A 20,826-nucleotide genomic window follows, 5' to 3' on the forward strand; every position below is an offset into this window, starting at 1 on the left:
GGCATTGTTTAATCTATCTAGAATTTATAAGTCACCTTCAAATCAACTAATCTATTATTCGCCGCCTCTTGGCTTTTTTCATAGGTAAATGTCATTCCCATTGTGAATGCCTCCATACCGAAATCAAGCCCTGTTTGATATTGCCAACCACGATTAAATTGTTGCACTAACCGATTGTTGTTCACCATTATTGCGTGATCGAATGTTTTACTGCTCGCATCAAAATAATACAGTGCCAATTTTGGCGTAATCGAAACGCTTTCCCAAGACCAAGTTTTTGACAATTCCGCTCCAGCGTAATAGTTCACTAAATCTAATGATGGCGAATCAATGCTTGCATCCTCTAATGTATAATGTGCTTTTGTAAAATGGTGATACCTTAAGCCTAATAAGGTATTAAGATCCATATATCCTAAATCCCATTTTTTGCCTAAACTCATACCCGCAGCAAATATATTACGCTTAAATTTAATTGAATGGCTGTCTAGCGTAATCTGGTTATTAGAACGTCCATACCCCAAATCAATAGCGGCGAATAAGCCTTTACTATTTTGAATTTTGCTATAGAGCGTTGCTTGAGAGTATTTAAGCTTACCGCTTGCTTGATCATAATTCATATTAGCTCGTGTATGGGATACCATAGCGCCTACACTTATACCTTGTTCATTCAGTGGGCTTTCTGCGCCTAATTCAGTATAGGAACTATATTGTTCGTAATGACGATAATTATCTGACTGATAATCACCTCTTTGAACACCAACATTTGTCCATAGTTGAGCTTGCTGGCTGCCAGCTTGGAAAAGGCGCTGATTTAAATGCTGATCTTTTTCAAGCACCACATTCACTTGAGCCGAAAGCTCTGATAATCCAGTATTTGATACACGGCTCACTAACTCAGCTTGCTTTAACCGTTTTGCTTCCGCTTCACGGCGAGCTTGCTCTTCTGCTGCGGCTTTACGTTCTTCTTCTAAACGTTTTGCATCTGCTTCACGACGAGCCTGTTCTTCTGCCGCAGCCAAACGTTCTTCTAAACGTTTGGCTTCTGCTTCACGACGCGCTTGCTCTTCTGCGGCTTTACGTTCTTCCTCTAAACGTTTTGCTTCGGCTTCACGGCGGGCTTGCTCTTCCTCTGCGGCTTTACGTGCTTCTTCTAAACGTTTTGCTTCGGCCTCACGGCGAGCTTGCTCTTCCGCTGCAGCTTTACGTTCTTCCTCTAAACGTTTTGCTTCTGCTTCACGACGCGCTTGCTCTTCCGCTTCAGCTTTACGTTCTTCTTCTAAACGTTTGGCTTCTGCTTCACGGCGAGCTTGCTCTTCCGCTACGGCTTTACGTTCTTCTTCTAAACGTTTTGCTTCTGCTTCGCGGCGGGCTTGCTCTTCCGCTGCGGCTTTACGTGTTTCTTCTAAACGTTTTGCTTCTGCTTCACGGCGAGCTTGCTCTTCCGCTGCGGCTTTACGTGCTTCTTCTAAACGTTTTGCTTCCGCTTCACGGCGAGCCTGTTCTTCTGCCGCGGCTTTACGTGCTTCTTCTAAACGTTTTGCTTCTGCTTCACGGCGAGCTTGCTCTTCCGCTTCGGCTTTACGTTCTTCTTCCAAACGTTTTGCTTCGGCTTCACGGCGGGCTTGCTCTTCCGCTTCGGCTTTACGTTCTTCTTCTAAACGTTTTGCTTCTGCTTCGCGACGGGCTTGCTCTTCCGCTTCAGCTTTACGTTCTTCCTCTAAACGTTTTGCTTCTGCTTCACGACGCGCTTGCTCTTCCGCTTCAGCTTTACGTTCTTCCTCTAAACGTTTTGCTTCTGCTTCACGACGCGCTTGCTCTTCCGCTGCAGCTTTACGTTCTTCCTCTAAACGTTTTGCTTCTGCTTCACGACGGGCTTGCTCTTCCTCTGCGGCTTTACGTTCTTCTTCTAAACGTTTTGCTTCTGCTTCACGACGCGCTTGCTCTTCCGCTTCAGCTTTACGTTCTTCCTCTAAACGTTTTACTTCGGCTTCACGACGCGCTTGCTCTTCCGCTTCAGCTTTACGTTCTTCCTCTAAACGTTTTGCTTCTGCTTCACGACGCGCTTGCTCTTCCGCTTCAGCTTTACGTTCTTCCTCTAAACGTTTTACTTCTGCTTCACGGCGGGCTTGCTCTTCCGCTGCGGCTTTACGTGCTTCTTCTAAACGTTTTGCTTCCGCTTCACGGCGGGCTTGCTCTTCCGCTGCGGCTTTACGTGCTTCTTCTAAACGTTTTGCTTCGGCTTCACGGCGAGCTTGCTCTTCCGCTGCTTGGCGTTCTTCTTGCTCAATTTGTTTTTCTACAATTGGGTTATATAGGCGGAAAGCATTGTCTTCTTTAATTAAGTTATAACGATAAGTACCTATATCAGCATAGTTATTTTGCAAGGTGACAGATAAATTATCTGATAAACCATTCGCTGTCAGCAATGTAAGGCGGGCTTTGCTACGTTCTGGTTCACTGCCTGTATCATTGACAACTAAGGTATGCTCTCCCGATGCTTGTCCATTAACAACAACCTGATCGCTTTCTCGCGTTGAAAACTTAGTGCGGTAATAAAATTTCCCTTTTCCACTTAAATCACCATTAATCGTTAAGGTATTAAATGGTTTATTTTCTTGGCTCAATGTAATTTGAGCGCCTTCATCTAACGTCAAGTTTCCTAGCGTGCTATTTTTTGTCAATTTCCAATGAGCCTCTTTTGATAATACTGTTTGGCTTGTATTTTCGCTTTGAATCGCCCCAATGAAATCTGTTTTTCCTAAATTTAAGGCACTTTGCTCAGACAGCGTAACATTACCGGTAAATTGAGTTCTTGGAATGGTATGTAATACGTTCTCATTATAGGTTGGCGTATCACAGCTTACCTCTCCTGTATAATCAGAACGCAGACACACTTTTTGCGTTGGCTGGTAGCCTAGATTTAATACAGTATTATTTGTTGCGTTAATATCAGCTGAAAGAGAAGAAACATTACGTCCTACGGTGAAAATACCCTGATTAGTAACAGAAATCGTATTTGCTGAAAAATCTCTATTTATCCAATCATCATCAAAAATGACCTCTTTTTTATTCAAAAAATCTCTGGCATGAGGTGTTTGCCTACCGGATAAAATTAATTCACCATTATTAATTGATAATTCCCCATTCAATGCCATTCCACCAGTAAATTGGTAAATAGCTTTGGGAACATCTGGAGAATAATGAATATTCAACTTACCATTGTGTTTCGTTTTATCTTTTTCCCCAAAAAAACCACTATAACTGAATAGATATTTTTGTTTTAAACGCAGTTGCTCAACCGCTTTTTCTTTATCTGTACCTAAATATTCCCAAAAGTAACTAATTGCTCGTTCCTCTTCAAAATAGGGGAAAGAGGCCGCGCCTTTATTTCTTCTTCTTTCTTGTGCTGGCGTTTTTGGACGAAAATATTGGTTCTCTCGCTCAAATAGATTATAAAACTCAAAAAAATCGCCATCATCAGTAGGTTTATGCCCCATAACGAATGAATCAGAAAGAGAGGCCTTCAACGTCACATTAGCTGAGTGCGATAAATGATGATTAACAATCATTGCCCCTTCATCTACATTCTGGATACGATCAAAAACTAATGCATTTCCATTAAGATCTAATCGACCTCCACGAAAACCAAAATACAATTTATTAGGATCAATTTGATCCGAACTCTGCAAAACCACGGTAGGACGCCCACTCACAATTCCCACTTGATTAAACGCCTGTTTCTTTCCTTCGTCATCAGCCTCTTGAGCTAAAATAACCGTACCATCCCCAATACTAATATCGCCAAGATTTCCCCCTTTCCCTTTAACAAGTAAGGTTCCCTCACCAATCTTAGATAAACGATCATCTTTCGGATTAGCAACTTGCCAAGTGACAGTTTTGTCTTTCGCAATATAAACCCCCGCCCCTAACCAAGTTTGGTTATCTTTAGGTTTAACAGTAAAATCACTATCAAAATAAAGAGCGCCAGCTCCTTGATTTATATCATTTTCTAAGATTAAAACGCCTCCATCAACACCGCCAAACTTAACGTTTTTCCCCGCATTCTTAGCTGCTTGGATGTTTGATTCTTTCTGATCTTTTAATGCTACGGGTAAAGAATTCGTTGAGTGGCTAATAAAACTACTATGCTCTGATACACGCCATTGCCAAATGTCTCCTGCTCTCTGATTAGAAATGCTCCCTGCGAGATCTTCATTTTCTTTTTCTGCAATGAATCCTAAAATTGGTAATGTCCAAATATTGGTATTAAAATTATCCCCACTCTCAAAATTTAGTACACCACTCAATACCCATTGATTCTTCTGCTTATCAAAAGCATATATCCCTGAACCACTGTCACCTCCTCTTGCATAAGTAGCCATAGGTCCGTATTTATCATTAAACAGGCTAGTCCAGCCATTAGAAGCCATTCTTCTTTCAATAAAATCGCCTACTTTCCTCCCATCTGTAACATCACTAATGATCATAGCTGCACCACCAGTTAAATAAACATATGGGCCTGCAATTTGTTTGAGATCATCTTGCTTATCTGAGTAACGAATAAATTGTGTACCAGAACCCACCCTAACATAAATAGGAAAACGTGAAGTATCCGTATAAACCGCACGCGTTTGTTCCGTATCATTCACATTAGCAGGGACAACTTCAGTCACTAACTTATGTAAACGAGGAACGTGATAATCTACCTTTTTTTCACTAACAGGATAAGGGTAGTTATTTCTATCAACGATTTCATAAAAATAATGATGAGAATCAGGATTATAGTCTTCTCCCCCAAAGGAAACATTCGGATATTCCCCATTGTGGGTTACGCTGGTTATATATTGTGGTGAAATTAACGTTGCAATCCCCGTTTCTCTATTTGCTGCACGCAAATCAGGCATTGGGATATCTTTCATCATTACCCCAATTTCCTGCCCTTCTTTATTGAAAATCGCAATATTACTCGCGCCCACAATAAATTTGCCTTTATTTTCAGCAAAATCACGAAAATATTGGTAATCAATATCGCTACGGACAACAGACGCTTGTGCAAAAGGTGTTGCACAAGAAGCAATTAAAAGTGCAATTCGGGAATAACGGAAAGGGATAGGAAAACAGAAAAAAGTAGGGGTTAATTTCATCATAATAGTTTATTCAACAATAACAGGTTTTATAAATAGCTAAAATCAGGGGCGCGAAGTATAGCAAGATTATTTATTAAACAACATCATTATTAGCCATTTAATCTCTTGAATTTACAATCTAACTGCAACAAATAAAAAAGTGTTCATAAGGAAATCGACGATAATTTGTTTGAAACAACAAAATTACTAATGAGAACTTATGAACACCTACAAACATCTTACCCTTTATGAACGCGAAAAGATAATGGTTTTCGGAAACTCCGCCTCACGCATTAGGCAAAACAATAACCCAGATTGCTCAGCGATTACAGCGACATAAATCGACCATTTCACGAGAATTGAAGCGCTGTCAGGGCGAATATGCGGCATTATCGGTGCAACAACACTATCAACAACGGGTAGAATGTAAACCCAAGCGAAAGTTAGCCGACCCGAGATTATTTGATTTTGTTAAGTGAAAGTTCTTACAAGAGAATTGGTCGCCAGAGCAGATTGCCTCTCGTTTGAAATACGAACAAAGTGTGCTTTCTATTAGCTTTGTCAGTATTTACCGAGGGATTTATGCAGGGTGGTTTGATGAGAAAGGCTTATCGCACGGGGCAAGAGGGACTATTCGGAAACTCCGTCATCGCGGGAAAAGGCGGCATACCAATGACTATGTGGAAAAACGCGGGAAAATCCCTATTAGTTATCATTTAACCGAACGACCAAGCGAAGCCGAAACTCGAAGCCGTTTAGGTGATTGGGAAGCAGATACAGTGTTGGGCGCGGCAGGCAAAGCTTGTTCATTGACTTTGACGGATAGAAAAAGCCGTTTTTCCATCATCAGAAAATTGCCTGCAAAGCGAGCAGAAAGCGTTGCTAAGGCAATGAGTGAAGCCTTGCACAATGAGCCTTTAGAGAGCATTACTCTAGATAGAGGGAAAGAATTTGCAAAACATCAGCAGGTAACGGAAAGACTTCAGGTTGAATTTTACTTTCCATTGCCCCACCAACCTTGGCAAAGAGAAACAAATGAAAACACGAACGGTTTACTAAGGGAGTATTTTCCGAAAGGTCAAGACATTACGCCCTTTTCGGAGGCACAAATACAAGCCGTGGTCGATAAATTAAATCACCGACCACGCAAATGTTTAAACTGGAAAACCCCTTATGAAGTTTATTTTGATAAAATATTGCAGTTAGTTTGACAATTTAAAGGATAATAGAATGCAATTAAGACATAGTCTCAAACTCGGTTTATTAAGTGCGGTGCTTTTTTTGCTTATTTCTTGTAAAGATCAAACCGCCAATATCGGCAGTCAAGCACCTGATATTGCGGCTTTTGATTTGCAGGGCAATAAGGTGGAATTAAGCCAATTTGCAGGGAAAAAATTGCTGATCAATTTTTGGTCGGAAACCTGCGGTATCTGTATTGTTGAGATGAAATTATTACAGCAATTTTCCCAAAACTATCCCAATACATTACAACTTTTAGCCATTAATATTGATGGGGAACGTGGTAACACACAAGCGGTGGTAGAAAAAAATCAACTGACTCTGCCAATTGTCAAAGATCAGCTTAATATTACCGCTGAACGTTATCAGTTGGTTGGCACACCAACCTCATTCTTGCTTGATTCTAAGGGAAAAATCCTTTATAAATTTGAGGGTTTAATCCCAGAAAACGAATTACGAACATTCTTTGAGGAAAAATAATGAAAGGTTACGCTTCTACTCTACTTTTTATTGCAGGCACGCTATTGGCATTCAATAGCCAAGCCGATGAAAGCCTAGAACATACACAAAAGATTTTTAACCGCACTTGTGCAATGTGCCACGGCAAGCAAGGGGAAAAATCGGCATTAAATCAATCCGCAATGATCAATAACTTAAAAACTGAAGAAATTCTCACCGCACTTGAAAAACGCAAAGCGGGCGAAATTGTCGGTGCGGGCAATGCCGCAAAATCTCGTTTAAGTGAAGAAGAAATCAAAGGATTAGCGGAATATATTCCAACATTGAAAAAATAGTATTAAAAAAATCGGGCTACTTAGAATAGCCCGATTTTTTTACCTCATATTATTCCTTAGGTTTCGTACAGACCTTTAGTAAGAAATACCCTCCTACTGCTGAAATCGCTGAGCCTAGCAAAATACCTACACGGGCAAAACTTGCCATTTCACTTGCCCCATCACCACCAAAGGCGAGCCCCGCCAAGAACATTGACATTGTAAATCCAATACCGCAGAGCAAGGCAATGGCAAAAATCTGTTTAAAATTAATTCCTTCAGGCAATTTCGCAAGACGAAATAACACCGATAAATAACTAAATAAAAAGACACCAAGCGGTTTTCCAAGTAATAATCCTAAGATCACGCCTAAAGTGAGCGGTGAGCTTAACGTCTCTATCCCCATTCCTGCTAAGGATACTCCCGCGTTGGAAAAGGCAAACAGGGGCAAAATAAAGAATGAACACCAAGGGGCTAAAATATGTTCCATATCGTGCAACACTTTTCTGCCATTTTTCCCTTTGAGTGGAATACTAAACCCAATGATAACGCCAGCTAAGGTGGCGTGTACGCCCGATTTTAGCACAGATACCCATAACACTAAGCCGACAATCACATAAGGCCCTAAATTGGATACTTTAAAGCGATTAAGCAAAATCAACCCCACAATGGCAATACTCGCTAAAATTAACGCGCGCGTACTCAAATCCTGTGAGAAGAACAACGCAATCACAATAATCGCGCCTAAATCATCAATAATCGCTAGTGCAAGCAAAAACACTTTTAATGCGAAAGGCACACGGCTCCCAAGCAAACCTAATACGCCCAGTGCAAAGGCAATGTCTGTTGCCATTGGAATTGCCCAGCCATCTTGATATTGTGGGGTATCCTTGGTGACAAACCAATAAATTGCCGCTGGCACAATCATTCCTCCCAAGGCGGCAATGGCTGGGAAAATGGCTTTTTGATAGCTTGAAATTGCCCCTGTGAGCAATTCTCGTTTTACTTCTAATCCCACAAGGACAAAAAATACCGCCATAAACCCATCATTCACCCACATCAAGAGTGGTTTGTTGATTTGTACAATAGAACCAAATTGGATCACCACTGGCGCATCAAGAAAGCTAAAATAAAAACGGCTCAAGGGCGTGTTTGCCAATAAAATGGCAAAGGCAGCAAAAAACAGCAATAACATTCCGCTGGCTGCTTCTAATTTCATAAAGTATCGAATGTATCGAACCATTAATCTCTCCTAGTCAAAATAACGGGCTTGAAAATAAACACCCAAATGGATCATTTCTTTGTAATAAGAAAAAGCAATATCATCAGTAAGTTTTTCTAACATATAAGGGAAAAATTGGTCAATAAAAATCGGCAAATTTCTCTTAGTTATTGAAAAATTTGTGATTTTTCACACATTTTTTAACCGCACTTTGCTTTTTAATTCCTGATAAAAATAAGGGGTAAATTCATTTCTATGATTTTTGCTTATTTATAAATAACTTAGTTTATGTCAAGAATTGGACGTAAAATTTAGTGCTTGCAGTTTCGTTAATAACACATTATCTTGTACCGCGTTTTCAATAAACCACTATATCTTGTGTTTTTACGCAACACCAACAAATCGGAATGTCTATGAATAAAGCTATGATGGTCACCAAACGTGACGGAAAACAAGAACCCATCGATTTAGATAAAATTCACCGAGTGATCACTTGGGCAGCAGAGGGATTGGATAACGTTTCTGTTTCTCAAGTAGAATTGCGTTCCCATATTCAATTTTATGAGGGGATTCGCACTTCGGATATTCACGAAACCATTATTAAAGCAGCCGCAGATTTAATCAGCAAAGATACGCCTGATTATCAATATTTAGCCGCGCGCCTTGCGGTTTTCCATTTGCGTAAAAAAGCCTATGGGCATTTTGATCCTCCGCGTTTATATGATCACGTTAAAAAATTGGTGCGTTTAGGCAAGTATGATCAAGCCTTACTGACCGATTATAGCCGTGAAGAATGGGACGAAATGGACGGCTTTTTAGATCACTGGCGTGATATGACATTCTCTTATGCAGCAGTCAAACAGCTTGAAGGCAAATATTTAGTACAAAATCGTGTCACAGGTGAGATTTATGAATCTGCCCAGTTCTTATATATTTTGGTGGCAGCAAGCTTGTTCTCAACCTATCCAAAAGAAACACGCTTAGATTATGTACGCCGTTTCTATGATGCGACATCGACATTTAAAATTTCTCTGCCTACACCAATCATGGCTGGGGTGCGTACACCAACACGCCAATTCAGTTCTTGTGTGTTAATTGAATGTGGTGATAGTTTAGATTCTATTAATGCGACTGCCTCTGCCATTGTGAAATATGTTTCTCAACGTGCTGGAATTGGCGTAAACGCCGGAGCGATTCGTGCCTTGGGTAGCCAAATCCGTGGCGGGGAAGCATTCCATACAGGCTGTATCCCATTCTATAAATATTTCCAAACTGCGGTAAAATCCTGCTCACAAGGCGGGGTGCGTGGTGGAGCGGCCACCGTTTACTACCCAATTTGGCACTTGGAAGTGGAAAGCCTGTTAGTCTTAAAAAATAACCGTGGTGTGGAAGATAACCGTGTTCGTCATATGGATTACGGTGTTCAGCTTAACAAATTAATGTATCAACGCTTAATCAAAGGCGGCGAAATCACCTTATTTAGCCCTTCTGATGTGCCGGGGTTATATGAAGCATTCTTTGCCGATCAAGATGAGTTTGAGCGCCTTTACACCCAATACGAACAAGATCCAGACATTCGTAAACGCAGTGTGAAAGCCGTTGAACTGTTCTCACTATTAATGCAAGAACGTGCATCCACAGGGCGTATCTATATTCAAAATGTGGATCACTGTAATACCCACTCGCCATTTGATCCTAGCGTTGCGCCTGTGCGTCAATCTAACCTTTGTTTAGAAATCGCATTGCCAACTAAGCCACTTTCTCATATTCACGATGAAGAAGGTGAAATTGCCCTTTGTACCCTTTCAGCCTTCAACTTAGGGGCGATTGCAAACCTTGATGAATTAGATGAACTTGCAGATCTTGCTGTGCGTGCCTTAGATTCCCTATTAGATTATCAAGATTACCCTGTGATCGCGGCAGAACGTAGCTCTCTTGCGCGTCGATCTTTAGGAATTGGCGTGATCAACTTTGCTTATTATTTAGCTAAAAATGGCGTGCGTTATTCGGACGGCAGTGCGAACGATCTCACGCACCGCACTTTTGAAGCCATTCAATACTATTTATTAAAAGCCTCAATGAACCTTGCGAAAGAAATGGGGGCTTGTGAGTATTTCGATCAAACTACTTACGCTCAAGGTATTTTACCGATTGATACCTATAAAAAAGATGTGGATACACTCACTCAAGAGCCATTACATTACGATTGGGAAAGCCTACGCCAAGACATTAAAACCTTTGGTTTGCGCAACTCAACACTGACTGCACTGATGCCATCAGAAACATCATCGCAAATTTCCAATGCAACCAACGGCATTGAACCACCGCGTGGACACGTCAGCATCAAAGCGTCAAAAGACGGTATCCTCAAACAAGTTGTACCAGATTATGAAAACTTAAGTGAAAACTACGAGTTATTATGGGATATTCCAAATAATGATGGTTACTTACACCTCGTAGGTATTATGCAAAAATTTGTAGATCAATCTATTTCAGCTAACACCAACTACGATCCACAACGTTTTGAAGAAGGCAAAGTACCGATGAAAGTGTTGTTAAAAGATTTATTAACCGCTTACAAATACGGCGTGAAAACCCTTTACTACCAAAACACCCGTGATGGCGCAGAAGACAGCCAAGAAGATCTTGATGACGGCTGTTCTGGTGGGGCGTGTAAGATTTAATAACTATAGTAATAAGAGGAAATTTAGTATGACTATTTGCATAAAAATCATAGATATGCAGATATTTAAGTAATTTACCTCCACATCAAAGTTATGAAAATAAACATCATTCTATACCCTATATCCGCTCAAGAAGTTGGCTTTCTGATGAATTGAATGGTAATTATTAAATAGGTAAGGATTTAAATGAAAACCAAGCTGATACAGGCGCAATCAGTTTAATCTGCATATAATCTAGGATATAAAAAAGCACAATCTTTATGAGAGAACTGACGAGCGTGTAAAATCCAATTAATGGAGTACAAAGTGCGGTAAAAAATTGAATAAATTTCTACCGCACTTTTGTTTAAAACCTAGTACATTATAGAAGATCAAACCTAATCGCAATGTAAATTTGTTGATGTTCATGATTATAAAAATTATGCTCAGTTAATAGGAGGCTTACGTCATCCCATTTATCATTAGCTAAGATTAATCCGCCAAGTACCGATTGCTCTGCCTCAAAAAAATAAGCCGGGAATGTTTTACTGCTCATTTTGACTCACCTCGTTTTGTTTCAGTTTGGAAATGCTCTTTCCAACAAGGGAATAAAAGTGAGCATAATTGACGGATATTTTCTGCCTCTATTTTATTATGTCTATGAATAGGTAACGCTCGACTTGCTACTTCTCAATAAGCTATTTGATGAGGAATTTCAAAATTGATGAGTTCAATGTGTGGATTTTTCTCAGTAAGATTAGAAAAATATTGTAAAGATTGGCAACAATCTCTTTTACATCTTGGGTATGATAAAACAAGGATATACAGAATGGTGCCAGTGGTCGGACTCGAACCGACACGCTTTTAAGGGCGGCGGATTTTGAATCCCTTGTGTGGTCTCGTTATACATCTACACTCTACGCAATAGAACAAAAACCGATCCAAGTACACATAACCTCTTGAATCGGGATCCGATTCTACTATTTTTTCATTGCTTGTAAAGCCTAGACATTAAATTTTATCAAATTTAGAGCTATTTTTACAAACCATCCACACACTCCCTTATCATTTCACTATCATATTCTATATAACTTAAGGTAACCTTTATATCACAATGCCCTAAAAGTTGTTTAACGCTATAAACATTGTCTACGTTCTTCATTAATTGTGTTGCAATTGTATGCCTAAAACGGTGAGCTGATACATAAAAACCAACAAGTTTTGAAATAACCGAAAAAATATGGCTCACCTGATTAACTGACATTTCCCCTCTTCTATTTACAACAACTTTAGATACTTTATTTATATTGAATAGCTGATCTTTTTCAGTCTGTTTCAATCTCAGCATCTCAAACTTTAATTTACATAAATATGGGTATAGTTTTTTCGAAATAGGGATTTCATGATAATGGTGATTTTTATTTATATGCGAAGGAATTGATATCACCTTACGTTCTAAATCTATATCACAAATTCTTAATTTTATTAGTTGGCTTCGTCTTATCCCTGTATATCTAAACGTCTGAAATAGTGCCAAAATAAACCATCTTGGTGTTAAAATATCAGGCAAATTCTCTTTTGAACATAATAAATCATGGACAACATTTATTTGATCAACACTCAGCGTTTTTCTTTTTGCTTTGTCTTCAGTAATAAATAATTTAGTAAATGGGTTTTTATCTAAAGAAATAAATTGATATTCAATTGCAAAATTATATAAACTCCTTAAATGACGTGCGTAATTATTCCAAGTGACTGGTTTTGCTGATTTTAAAACATGCTCCCTCCATTGAATAACATGCTCATGAGTAAAATCATTCGGCATAAGTTCAGGATAGGTTTTAGTTAAGACATTAACAATCTTCTTATACCCATCCATTGTACTTGGACGGAGTGATTTATATAAAAAAATTTTTCAAGTAATTGTTTAAAAGTACATGTCATACTAATTCTCCTTGTAATTTTAACCATTGATTATTTAACAAAATTTTATCTCCAAAAAATAGGCGAGTATCCTCAATAAGATAACCGTTCAAAAAAGAATGTTTATTCGGACCAATAACTTTACATTCCCAAATATTACGACTGTCATCTTCCATATGTTGCCTTTTATGGATACCTAAATTCTGGAAGTGTTTTTGTAGCAGTTCCCACGATGCTTGATCAGTACTTCCCGCTACTTCTCGTAAATATAGCTGAAAGATACTTGGCGTAACAAGAAATAGATGATTCTCAACAATATGGAGTTTAGCATTAGGTCTATTCCAGGATAATTTTTCAGCAATCACCCCTGCTTTTATCCAATCAATAAATTTTTTACCATCCATCACATCAGACACGTCTTTTGAACTTATCGCAGATGGAGTAGAAAGGTTATTAGGTTTAGCCTGCTTAGAACGTTTTGATTGTTCTGGCTGTTGTTCTACATGAATGGTTTCTTGCACTATCGAGGATGCAGTTTTTACTGTTTCAGTTATAGACGTATCAAACTCTGGTACAAATTTTGCTTCATCTTTATGCTCTGGTTCAATTTGAGAAAATAAATTAAGTGTAAAATCCATATCACTGACTCCCGCTGTTTCAACTTTTTTATCGTTGATAACATCTGTCTGGCGTTCTGCTTCAGAGATTTGATTTTCAGGTATATTTTCTGTGATCACTGGCGTATTTAATGAGGATGATATAGACATATCTGAAGAAATAGGAATGCTATTCCCCTCAGATTTCGCCCCCTCTTCGCCCACAACGGTTACGCGCCCTTCAAATAAATCTGGACGTTTATCTATACTGTCCCAAACAATATTAGGATCGATTTTAAGTAATGTAAAAGGTTTCGCTGGTACCCAACCGGCGTTTGAGACTACTTGACCGTTCCATATAGCCGTTCCTGATTGGGTTTTCTGAATCAAATGATGTGCTTGCAATTCATCAAATAATTTTCCATTCTGGCTCGGTACGGAAATGCCCTGGCTTAATAAATGTGCCCTAATATTGTCAGCCGTACTTTTACTCATTAGCCATAGCCCCTCCTCTGTTAACCAACCATCAGAACCACCTTTTGGTGCATTTAATTTAAAATGGTTCACAACATACCGTAAGGCAATGTGCAATTGTTTTGCAAAAGAAACTTTAGGTTGTTCAGATAATTTATTAGGGTCGCCTCCTAAGGCCAGCGTCACACTAATTTGATCCGCTTTTTGGATAATCTCTGTAAGTATTCCCGCTCTGTCGTGATGACCTGTAATTGTATACATCAGAGATGAAAAGGCCTGCTGATAAGTCGCCAACCAATCAAAGGCCACGTTAGGAATAAGATAATTTGCAAAAAATCCCCCAATCGCAGGGTGCAATGCATAATCCCTGTCCTTGATATATCTAAACTTGTAAGGCTGTGTCGGTATGCCATTCCAAGGATACCAACGTTCCCCATTTTTTTGTATTACTTCAAGATCAACAGCAACTTTACCAATATCATGTAATAAGGCCCCATAAATAATTGCCGCAGTCCATACATCACGCTGTTTTGCTTGTTCTTCTGGCGCAGCATTTTGCGGTAAAACATAATTTTGACGGAGTTTTGTGGCAATTGAGATAACCTCTAAACCATGATCTAGCATACCGCCAACATGGGAATGGTGATGGGATTCTGAGGCTGGTAATAATTGCACCATTTCTGCATATCTTTCTATCAGCTCACGGTAATAGTGCTTAAACATCTCAGGCGACATTGAGACATTTTGCCAAATAGTTGTTAGATATTGTTGTCTCAGTGGGGTATTTAGTAGCTCATCCGCTTTTTTAGGTATAAACCATCCCTCTTTATTAAAAATATGGGAGGGAGCAATATTCTCTTTTTCTACCTTTTTAAACTTAGAAAGGATACGTGATAGCATTGAAAACTCTTTTTACATAAATCTATGATGATTTATTAAAACAAGGTTTTGAGCTACTCAGAAGGCAAAATTTAATATAATTTATTTATAGTTTTTAATTGTTATAAGTTTACCTATGTTCAAATCAATCCTTATTTAAAGTTTTCTACTTTTATCGCCAATCACGCAAGTCATACCTTGTTATGTTACCAAAGTGCTTGCATACACAATAACTACACATTATAATTTGTATATTGATTGTATATTAATAGGATATGGAGACAACTATGCGTACAGCTGCAATTAACTTACGAGCTAAACCAATACAGCGTGATTTGATTGATCATGCAGCGTCTTTACTTGGAAAAACACGCTCTGATTTTATGTTAGATGCTGCTTGCACTTATGCACAAAACGTTATTTTAGATAGAGCAGTGTTTCAGCTTAATGAGGATAAATTTAATCATTTCATTGAAATACTTGAGCAGCCAGACTTAACTAATCCTGGGTTAGAGAAATTGATGGCTATCAACTCACCTTGGGAATGATAACGTGTATTCTAAACCTGAATTATTAACACACAACCATCATCTTGATTTATTTGATTGTGGTGAAGATTCACTAAATAGATGGCTTAGACACAATGCAGTTAAAAATCAACAAAGTCAAGCAAGTAGAACATTCGTAATCTGTAAAGAGAATGTTGTTATCGGTTTTTATGCCTTAGCAGCAGGGTCAATAACTCATGAGTTTGCACCTGGTTCGTTAAGACGTAATATGCCTAAACCTATCCCAGTTATTGTCTTAGGGAGATTAGCTATAGATGTAAAATATCAAGGAAAAAAATTAGGAGCCGCATTACTCAAAGATGCAGTATTGAGAGCAAAAGTTGTATCAGAACAGGTTGGAGTGAGAGCTTTGTTAGTACATGCTTTGAATAAGCAAGCAAGGCAATTCTATTTACATTATGGTTTTCAATCATCTCCAATTGATGATATGTTACTGATGCTCAAATTGTGATTATTAAATTTTTATACTGTATAAGTAATTGTTTAAGTATAGATCTTTATTTTCTTCTATCAAAATTTTCATAATAATTAATTATTACTTTTCGTATTTTATTTATTGTACTCTACATTTAATTCTTTAGATTCGCTATAAATAATCATTAACTTTTGAATAGAAGAATATATGTTAAGAAATTTTCTATCTAAATTAAAATTTTATTCTAATACTAAGTCTGGTACTAAATTAGGTCTATTAACGGTAAAAAATTCTTGCTCTTTCAGAACGTTCTTTCATTTTATGCTACGGTTCCTCAATAATTCTCAACTAAAACCTATCGTAGAAACAATAACAGCTATAACTCATAGCTTTAATAAAATAGAGTGTATGATTGAAATAAATCTTACTTGTACAAAATCTGCTGAATTTCAACTTAATAATATATTTAACAAATTGATGATATAAGAAATCAATTTTCAATCATCCACCTTAAATCAACAGACCTAAAAACTTTAGGAAATGAAGAACTTTGTAAAATGATACTATTTTTAGCAGGAATGCTTATGAAGTTTAAAATGTAGCTAATCTTAGCCTGACTATATTTGATTCTAATGAGTTAAATAAATATGGATTTAATTCAGAAGATTTTAATATCATTAAATTTCGTGGATATTCAAAATAATATAGGAAGTAATAACTTGTTGACATCTGTATACTTGTACTAAGCTTAAACTTTATTTCGATTTATAATCCATGAATTTGTATCGTTTCACGATTTTGTTGGGAAATTACTTCTATTACTGTTACAACATTAATCGGGATATTACCTAAAAATCTGTTTTTTATGGGATAGAAAAAAATCCGCCAACAACTCGTTCAATTTCGCCTTCTTCTTTTTGAACCATTTGAGAAAGTGTTTTAACAACCACGATATTTCCAAGTTCTAGAAATTCTCTAGATTAAAACATTCTTCCTTGCTTAAAAGGATCAATTTTTTCCTTAGTTTGTTAAGCGATAATAATATTATTTACTTCTTTAGCCAGAAAAGCTAATATAGTTTCTGACATTTTAGCATATAAGAAAATCCCAAAAGACTTTTACCATTTTCTGTTTAACAAACTGTCGAAGACCTTTATCAAGTTATTATCATAATCCAATATCCATTTAGATAAGAAGTATTTTGCACAACTTTAATACTTGATATTAAACTTAAAGCCATCAGTGATTTTCTAAAATCTACCCCCAAGGCCCCAAAAAGATACTATACTTTGAAAAATGCAATTATAGATTTGTATATTCACGAATTAACGTTCTCTTAAACTTTCATTTAATGTTCTTTGTAATGGACTCAATAAATAACTGATCACCCTACGACTACCCGTTTTAATCTCTGCATTAACCCTCATACCCGCTGTTAATCGTACCTTATTATTATCTATTACTAAAAAATCATGATCTAAGGTAATTACTGTTGAAAAAACTAAACCTAACTTATCATTCTCTATAGCATCAAAACTAATACTTTTAACATGTCCCGTAATATAACCATATCTCGTATAGGGGAATGCCTCTACTTTAATTGTAACAGGTTGTCCCACTTGAATAAAACCTATATCTTGGTTACTAATAAATGCCGATACTTCAAGCTGATCTTCCTGAGGAACAATGACCATAAGTTGTTGGGCTTCAGTAACAACCCCTCCAACCGTATGGATACTAAGTTGCTGCACAGTCCCTGTTACTGGTGCTCTAATAGTTGTAGTATTCTGCCTCTCTAAGGCTTTTTTTTCCTCAAAAATAAGTTGTTCAACTTGTTCGTTAGCTTGACGCAAAGCATCTCTTATATTTCGGACAAAGGTATACCTTAATAAATCATAGGATTCTTGAGCCTGTTTAATACTAGATTCTATCTCAGTCAATTTACTCTCCTGAGCCGCAAGCTCATTTTTAAGATTAATAAACTTACTTTCTTGTTCCAAAAACTCATGTTTTGCAACTATTTTTTTCTTATATAATACCTTAAAATCATTAAACCTTTCTCTTTCAATTTTCTCAAGACCTTGATATTTTTTTATCTGAAAAGATATCGTTTCTTTTTCTGCAATACGTTGCTCTAACAATAATTTTGCTTGCTTTCGTTCTGATATAAATGTCTGATATTGTTCAAATACGAGTTGTTGTGATTGTTTAATATCTGCATCATCAAACACTCTATTATTAGGAATATTTAAAACTGGATTATGTTCATTTTCAATTGCAGCTAAAAGTGATTCAGCTCTTGACTTCGTTAATAAAGCAAGTCCCAAAGATTTCTTCATCTTCTCATAATCAGCATCTACACCTAATGTCATCAATTTAACCAAATTATCACCTTTAAGAACGCTTTGTCCTTCAATGACATAAATATTATCAATAATAGAACGCTCAATCGGTTGTATAATCTTACTACGTCCACTATAAGACAGTTTACCGCTAGCTACAGCAACAACATCAACTTTTCCCAAGATAGACCAAGCTAAGGCTATAATTATTAAAAATATAATAGCTCGTGCGATCCATTTCGGTAATGCAGAAACTGGTTTCTCAATTAATTCTAAATGTGCCGGTAGAAATGAATACTCATCTACTTCACGTTTAGGCGAGTCAAGATTTTTTCTCTCTTTCCAAACATCTTTTATATGTTGGTAATAGCGCCAAATAAAATCACGAATACCACTACAATATAACCCCATATTAATGCCCTGACTGTAATTTGTTTAAATACGAGTATAATCCATTCGAATTTGATAATAAGTGTTCATGAGATCCTTGCTCTATGATACGTCCTTTCTCCATTACAACAATTTTATTTGCAATTCTAACTGTTGATAATCGATGAGCAATGATTATCACCGTTCTTCCATGGCAAATTGAATGCATATTTCGCATAACAATACGTTCAGATTCATAATCCAATGCGCTCGTAGCCTCATCAAAGATTAAAATTCTAGGGTTAGAAATTAAAGCCCTCGCAATAGCAATGCGCTGACGTTGCCCCCCAGATAATCCGGCTCCTTGCTCCCCTACCATGGTATCGTATCCTTCAGATAATTGAGTAATAAAATCATGAGCCCCTGCTAATTTTGCTGCATTTATCACCTGTTCAATTGAAATACCTGGTTCACTAATTGCAATATTATCTCTAATACTTCGATTTAACAGAATATTATCTTGGAAAACAACACCTATTTGACGTCTTAACCAAGATGGTTCAACCAAAGACAAATCTTGACCATCAATATAAATACGTCCAGATTGTGGAATATATAACCGCTGAACAAGTTTAGCAATTGTACTCTTACCTGAACCAGAACGCCCAACGATACCAACAATATCTCCCTCGGATAATTTCAATGAAAAATCAGTAATAACATCCCTATCTTCGGGTTTATATCTAAATTTCACACTATCAAAAATAATCTCTCCTTTAATTTCTGGTAAAGATAACTTGCTTTTTGTGGTTTCAGTCGGTGTATTTAAAATGTCACCTAAACGTTCCACTGATATACCTACTTGTTGGAAATCTTGCCATAATTGCGCCAAACGTATAACAGGTGCTGCAACTTGACTAGCTAACATATTAAATGCAATTAATTGTCCAATACTCATATCACCACTAATAACTAAATGAGCACCTAACCATAAGTTAATTACCATTACTAATTTTTGGATTAACTGTACACCACTTTGTCCTATTGTAGCTAATTTGGAAACATCAAACCCAGCCTTGACATAACCTGCTAGCTGCTTATTCCAATGTTCGATCATTTGAGGCGAGACAGCCATCGATTTAATAATATTAATCGCAGTAATTGATTCAACTAAAAAAGATTGATTATCTGCATTACGTGCAAACTTCTCATCCAATTTTTTTCTTAAAAGTGGAGTTATTATCATTGACCATATTACATAACAAGGTAAAGAGACTAAAACAACAAACGTTAACCAGCCACTATAAAACCACATTACGCTTAAGAAAATAAAAGAAAAACACAAATCTAATAATGATGTAAGTGCTTGCCCTGTCAAAAAATTACGAATCTGTTCTAATTCTCTTACGCGTGCAACAGTATCTCCAACTCGACGAGTTTCAAAATAGGCTAAAGGTAATGCCAATAAATGACGAAAAAGTTTTGCACCTAGCTCTACATCCATACGGCTAGTTGTATGAGAAAAAACATAGCTACGTATGGCAGTTAAGATAACTTCAAAGAAAATAATGGCACATAGGCCAAATGCAATGACATTTAACGTATTAAACCCTTGATGGACCAAGACTTTATCCATGACTACTTGAAAGAAAAGAGGGGTAATTAATGCCAAAATTTGCAATACCAATGAAACAGCAATAACCTCATATAAAATTTTTCTATATTTAATAATTGATGGAATAAACCACGTAAAATCAAACTTTGCTAAATGCCCTAAAACTGAAGCTCTTGAGCTTAATAGAATAACTTTTCCTGTATAACGTTGTATAAACTCTTTTTCACTTAGGACCACAGGTTGTTTTAATACTAAATCATGAATTAAATATTTTTTCTTAGCATTATCAATTTTAGCAAGAATAAAATGTTGTTTACTTCTATCGTCCCATATCAACACAGGAAGATTCATAAAAGGTAAGCGAGAAATTGATTTATTTGATACCCTTACTTTAAATCCTAAGGATTTTGCCGCTAATTGCCAATTTACTAAATCAATACCTATACCTGCGATATCAAACTGATGTCTTATATCCTCAATATTTACCGGAATACCATGGAAACGAGCTAATAAAACAAGCGCAGTTAAGGCATAATCATCTTTATATTCTTTTTTATCATCCATATATATACCCATAAAAAAGGTAACTTAGTTCTCCTAAGTTACCTACTTATATTTCAC

Annotated in this window: 12 protein-coding genes and 1 pseudogene; 6 read left to right on the forward strand and 7 right to left on the reverse strand. The window is 37.1% G+C overall.

Features of this window, described 5'->3' with window-relative positions:
• Nucleotides 1-17 precede the first annotated feature (17 nt).
• Nucleotides 18-5,147 (reverse strand): S6 family peptidase, encoded by a 5,130-nt coding sequence (locus L5B83_RS08975; protein ID WP_265778227.1) that lies wholly within the window; start codon nucleotides 5,145-5,147, stop codon nucleotides 18-20.
• Nucleotides 5,148-5,346: 199 nt separating this feature from the next.
• Here L5B83_RS08975 and L5B83_RS08980 point away from each other — a divergent pair.
• From L5B83_RS08980 to L5B83_RS08990, 3 genes and pseudogenes are all read left to right on the forward strand, one after another.
• Nucleotides 5,347-6,337, forward strand: a pseudogene (locus L5B83_RS08980) (IS30 family transposase).
• Nucleotides 6,338-6,356: 19 nt separating this feature from the next.
• Nucleotides 6,357-6,845 (forward strand): TlpA family protein disulfide reductase, encoded by a 489-nt coding sequence (locus tag L5B83_RS08985; RefSeq protein WP_265778228.1) that lies wholly within the window; start codon nucleotides 6,357-6,359, stop codon nucleotides 6,843-6,845.
• Nucleotides 6,845-7,159, forward strand: coding sequence for a c-type cytochrome (locus tag L5B83_RS08990; protein ID WP_250363063.1), 315 nt, complete (start codon nucleotides 6,845-6,847; stop codon nucleotides 7,157-7,159). The genes L5B83_RS08985 and L5B83_RS08990 overlap by 1 nt, the downstream gene beginning before the upstream one ends.
• 49 nt (nucleotides 7,160-7,208) lie before the next feature.
• Here the strand turns inward: L5B83_RS08990 and nhaA are convergent, their stop codons facing one another.
• Entirely contained in the window at nucleotides 7,209-8,381 is a 1,173-nt protein-coding gene (gene nhaA / locus L5B83_RS08995) for a Na+/H+ antiporter NhaA (protein ID WP_250350194.1), read from the reverse strand.
• A gap of 392 nt (nucleotides 8,382-8,773) precedes the next feature.
• Between nhaA and nrdA the strand changes: the two genes are divergently transcribed.
• Nucleotides 8,774-11,044, forward strand: a complete 2,271-nt coding sequence (gene nrdA / locus L5B83_RS09000; RefSeq protein WP_265778229.1) for a class 1a ribonucleoside-diphosphate reductase subunit alpha — start codon at nucleotides 8,774-8,776, stop codon at nucleotides 11,042-11,044.
• A 361-nt stretch (nucleotides 11,045-11,405) separates the two neighbouring features.
• Here nrdA and L5B83_RS09005 read toward each other — a convergent pair whose 3' ends face one another.
• From L5B83_RS09005 to mobH, 3 genes are all read right to left on the reverse strand, one after another.
• A complete protein-coding gene (locus L5B83_RS09005; protein WP_265778230.1) occupies nucleotides 11,406-11,579 on the reverse strand; it encodes a DnaB-like helicase N-terminal domain-containing protein in 174 nt (57 codons plus the stop codon).
• 483 nt (nucleotides 11,580-12,062) lie between these two features.
• A complete protein-coding gene (locus L5B83_RS09010; RefSeq protein WP_265778231.1) occupies nucleotides 12,063-12,902 on the reverse strand; it encodes a tyrosine-type recombinase/integrase in 840 nt (279 codons plus the stop codon).
• 61 nt (nucleotides 12,903-12,963) lie between these two features.
• A complete protein-coding gene (gene mobH / locus L5B83_RS09015; protein ID WP_265778233.1) occupies nucleotides 12,964-14,916 on the reverse strand; it encodes a MobH family relaxase in 1,953 nt (650 codons plus the stop codon).
• Between the two features lie 266 nt (nucleotides 14,917-15,182).
• Between mobH and L5B83_RS09020 the strand changes: the two genes are divergently transcribed.
• A complete protein-coding gene (locus L5B83_RS09020; protein ID WP_103854620.1) occupies nucleotides 15,183-15,443 on the forward strand; it encodes a type II toxin-antitoxin system TacA family antitoxin in 261 nt (86 codons plus the stop codon).
• 4 nt (nucleotides 15,444-15,447) lie between these two features.
• Complete coding sequence (locus tag L5B83_RS09025; protein ID WP_265778234.1) at nucleotides 15,448-15,915, forward strand: GNAT family N-acetyltransferase; 468 nt, start codon at nucleotides 15,448-15,450, stop codon at nucleotides 15,913-15,915.
• Nucleotides 15,916-17,204: 1,289 nt separating this feature from the next.
• Here the strand turns inward: L5B83_RS09025 and L5B83_RS09030 are convergent.
• Both L5B83_RS09030 and L5B83_RS09035 read right to left on the reverse strand, forming a co-directional pair.
• Nucleotides 17,205-18,632 (reverse strand): HlyD family type I secretion periplasmic adaptor subunit, encoded by a 1,428-nt coding sequence (locus tag L5B83_RS09030; RefSeq protein ID WP_265778235.1) that lies wholly within the window; start codon nucleotides 18,630-18,632, stop codon nucleotides 17,205-17,207.
• 1 nt (nucleotide 18,633) lies between these two features.
• On the reverse strand, nucleotides 18,634-20,769 hold the full coding sequence (locus tag L5B83_RS09035) for a type I secretion system permease/ATPase (RefSeq protein ID WP_265778236.1): 2,136 nt from the start codon (nucleotides 20,767-20,769) through the stop codon (nucleotides 18,634-18,636).
• Nucleotides 20,770-20,826: the final 57 nt, after the last annotated feature.

Source organism: Avibacterium sp. 21-599 (assembly GCF_026226765.1).
GTDB lineage: Bacteria > Pseudomonadota > Gammaproteobacteria > Enterobacterales > Pasteurellaceae > Avibacterium.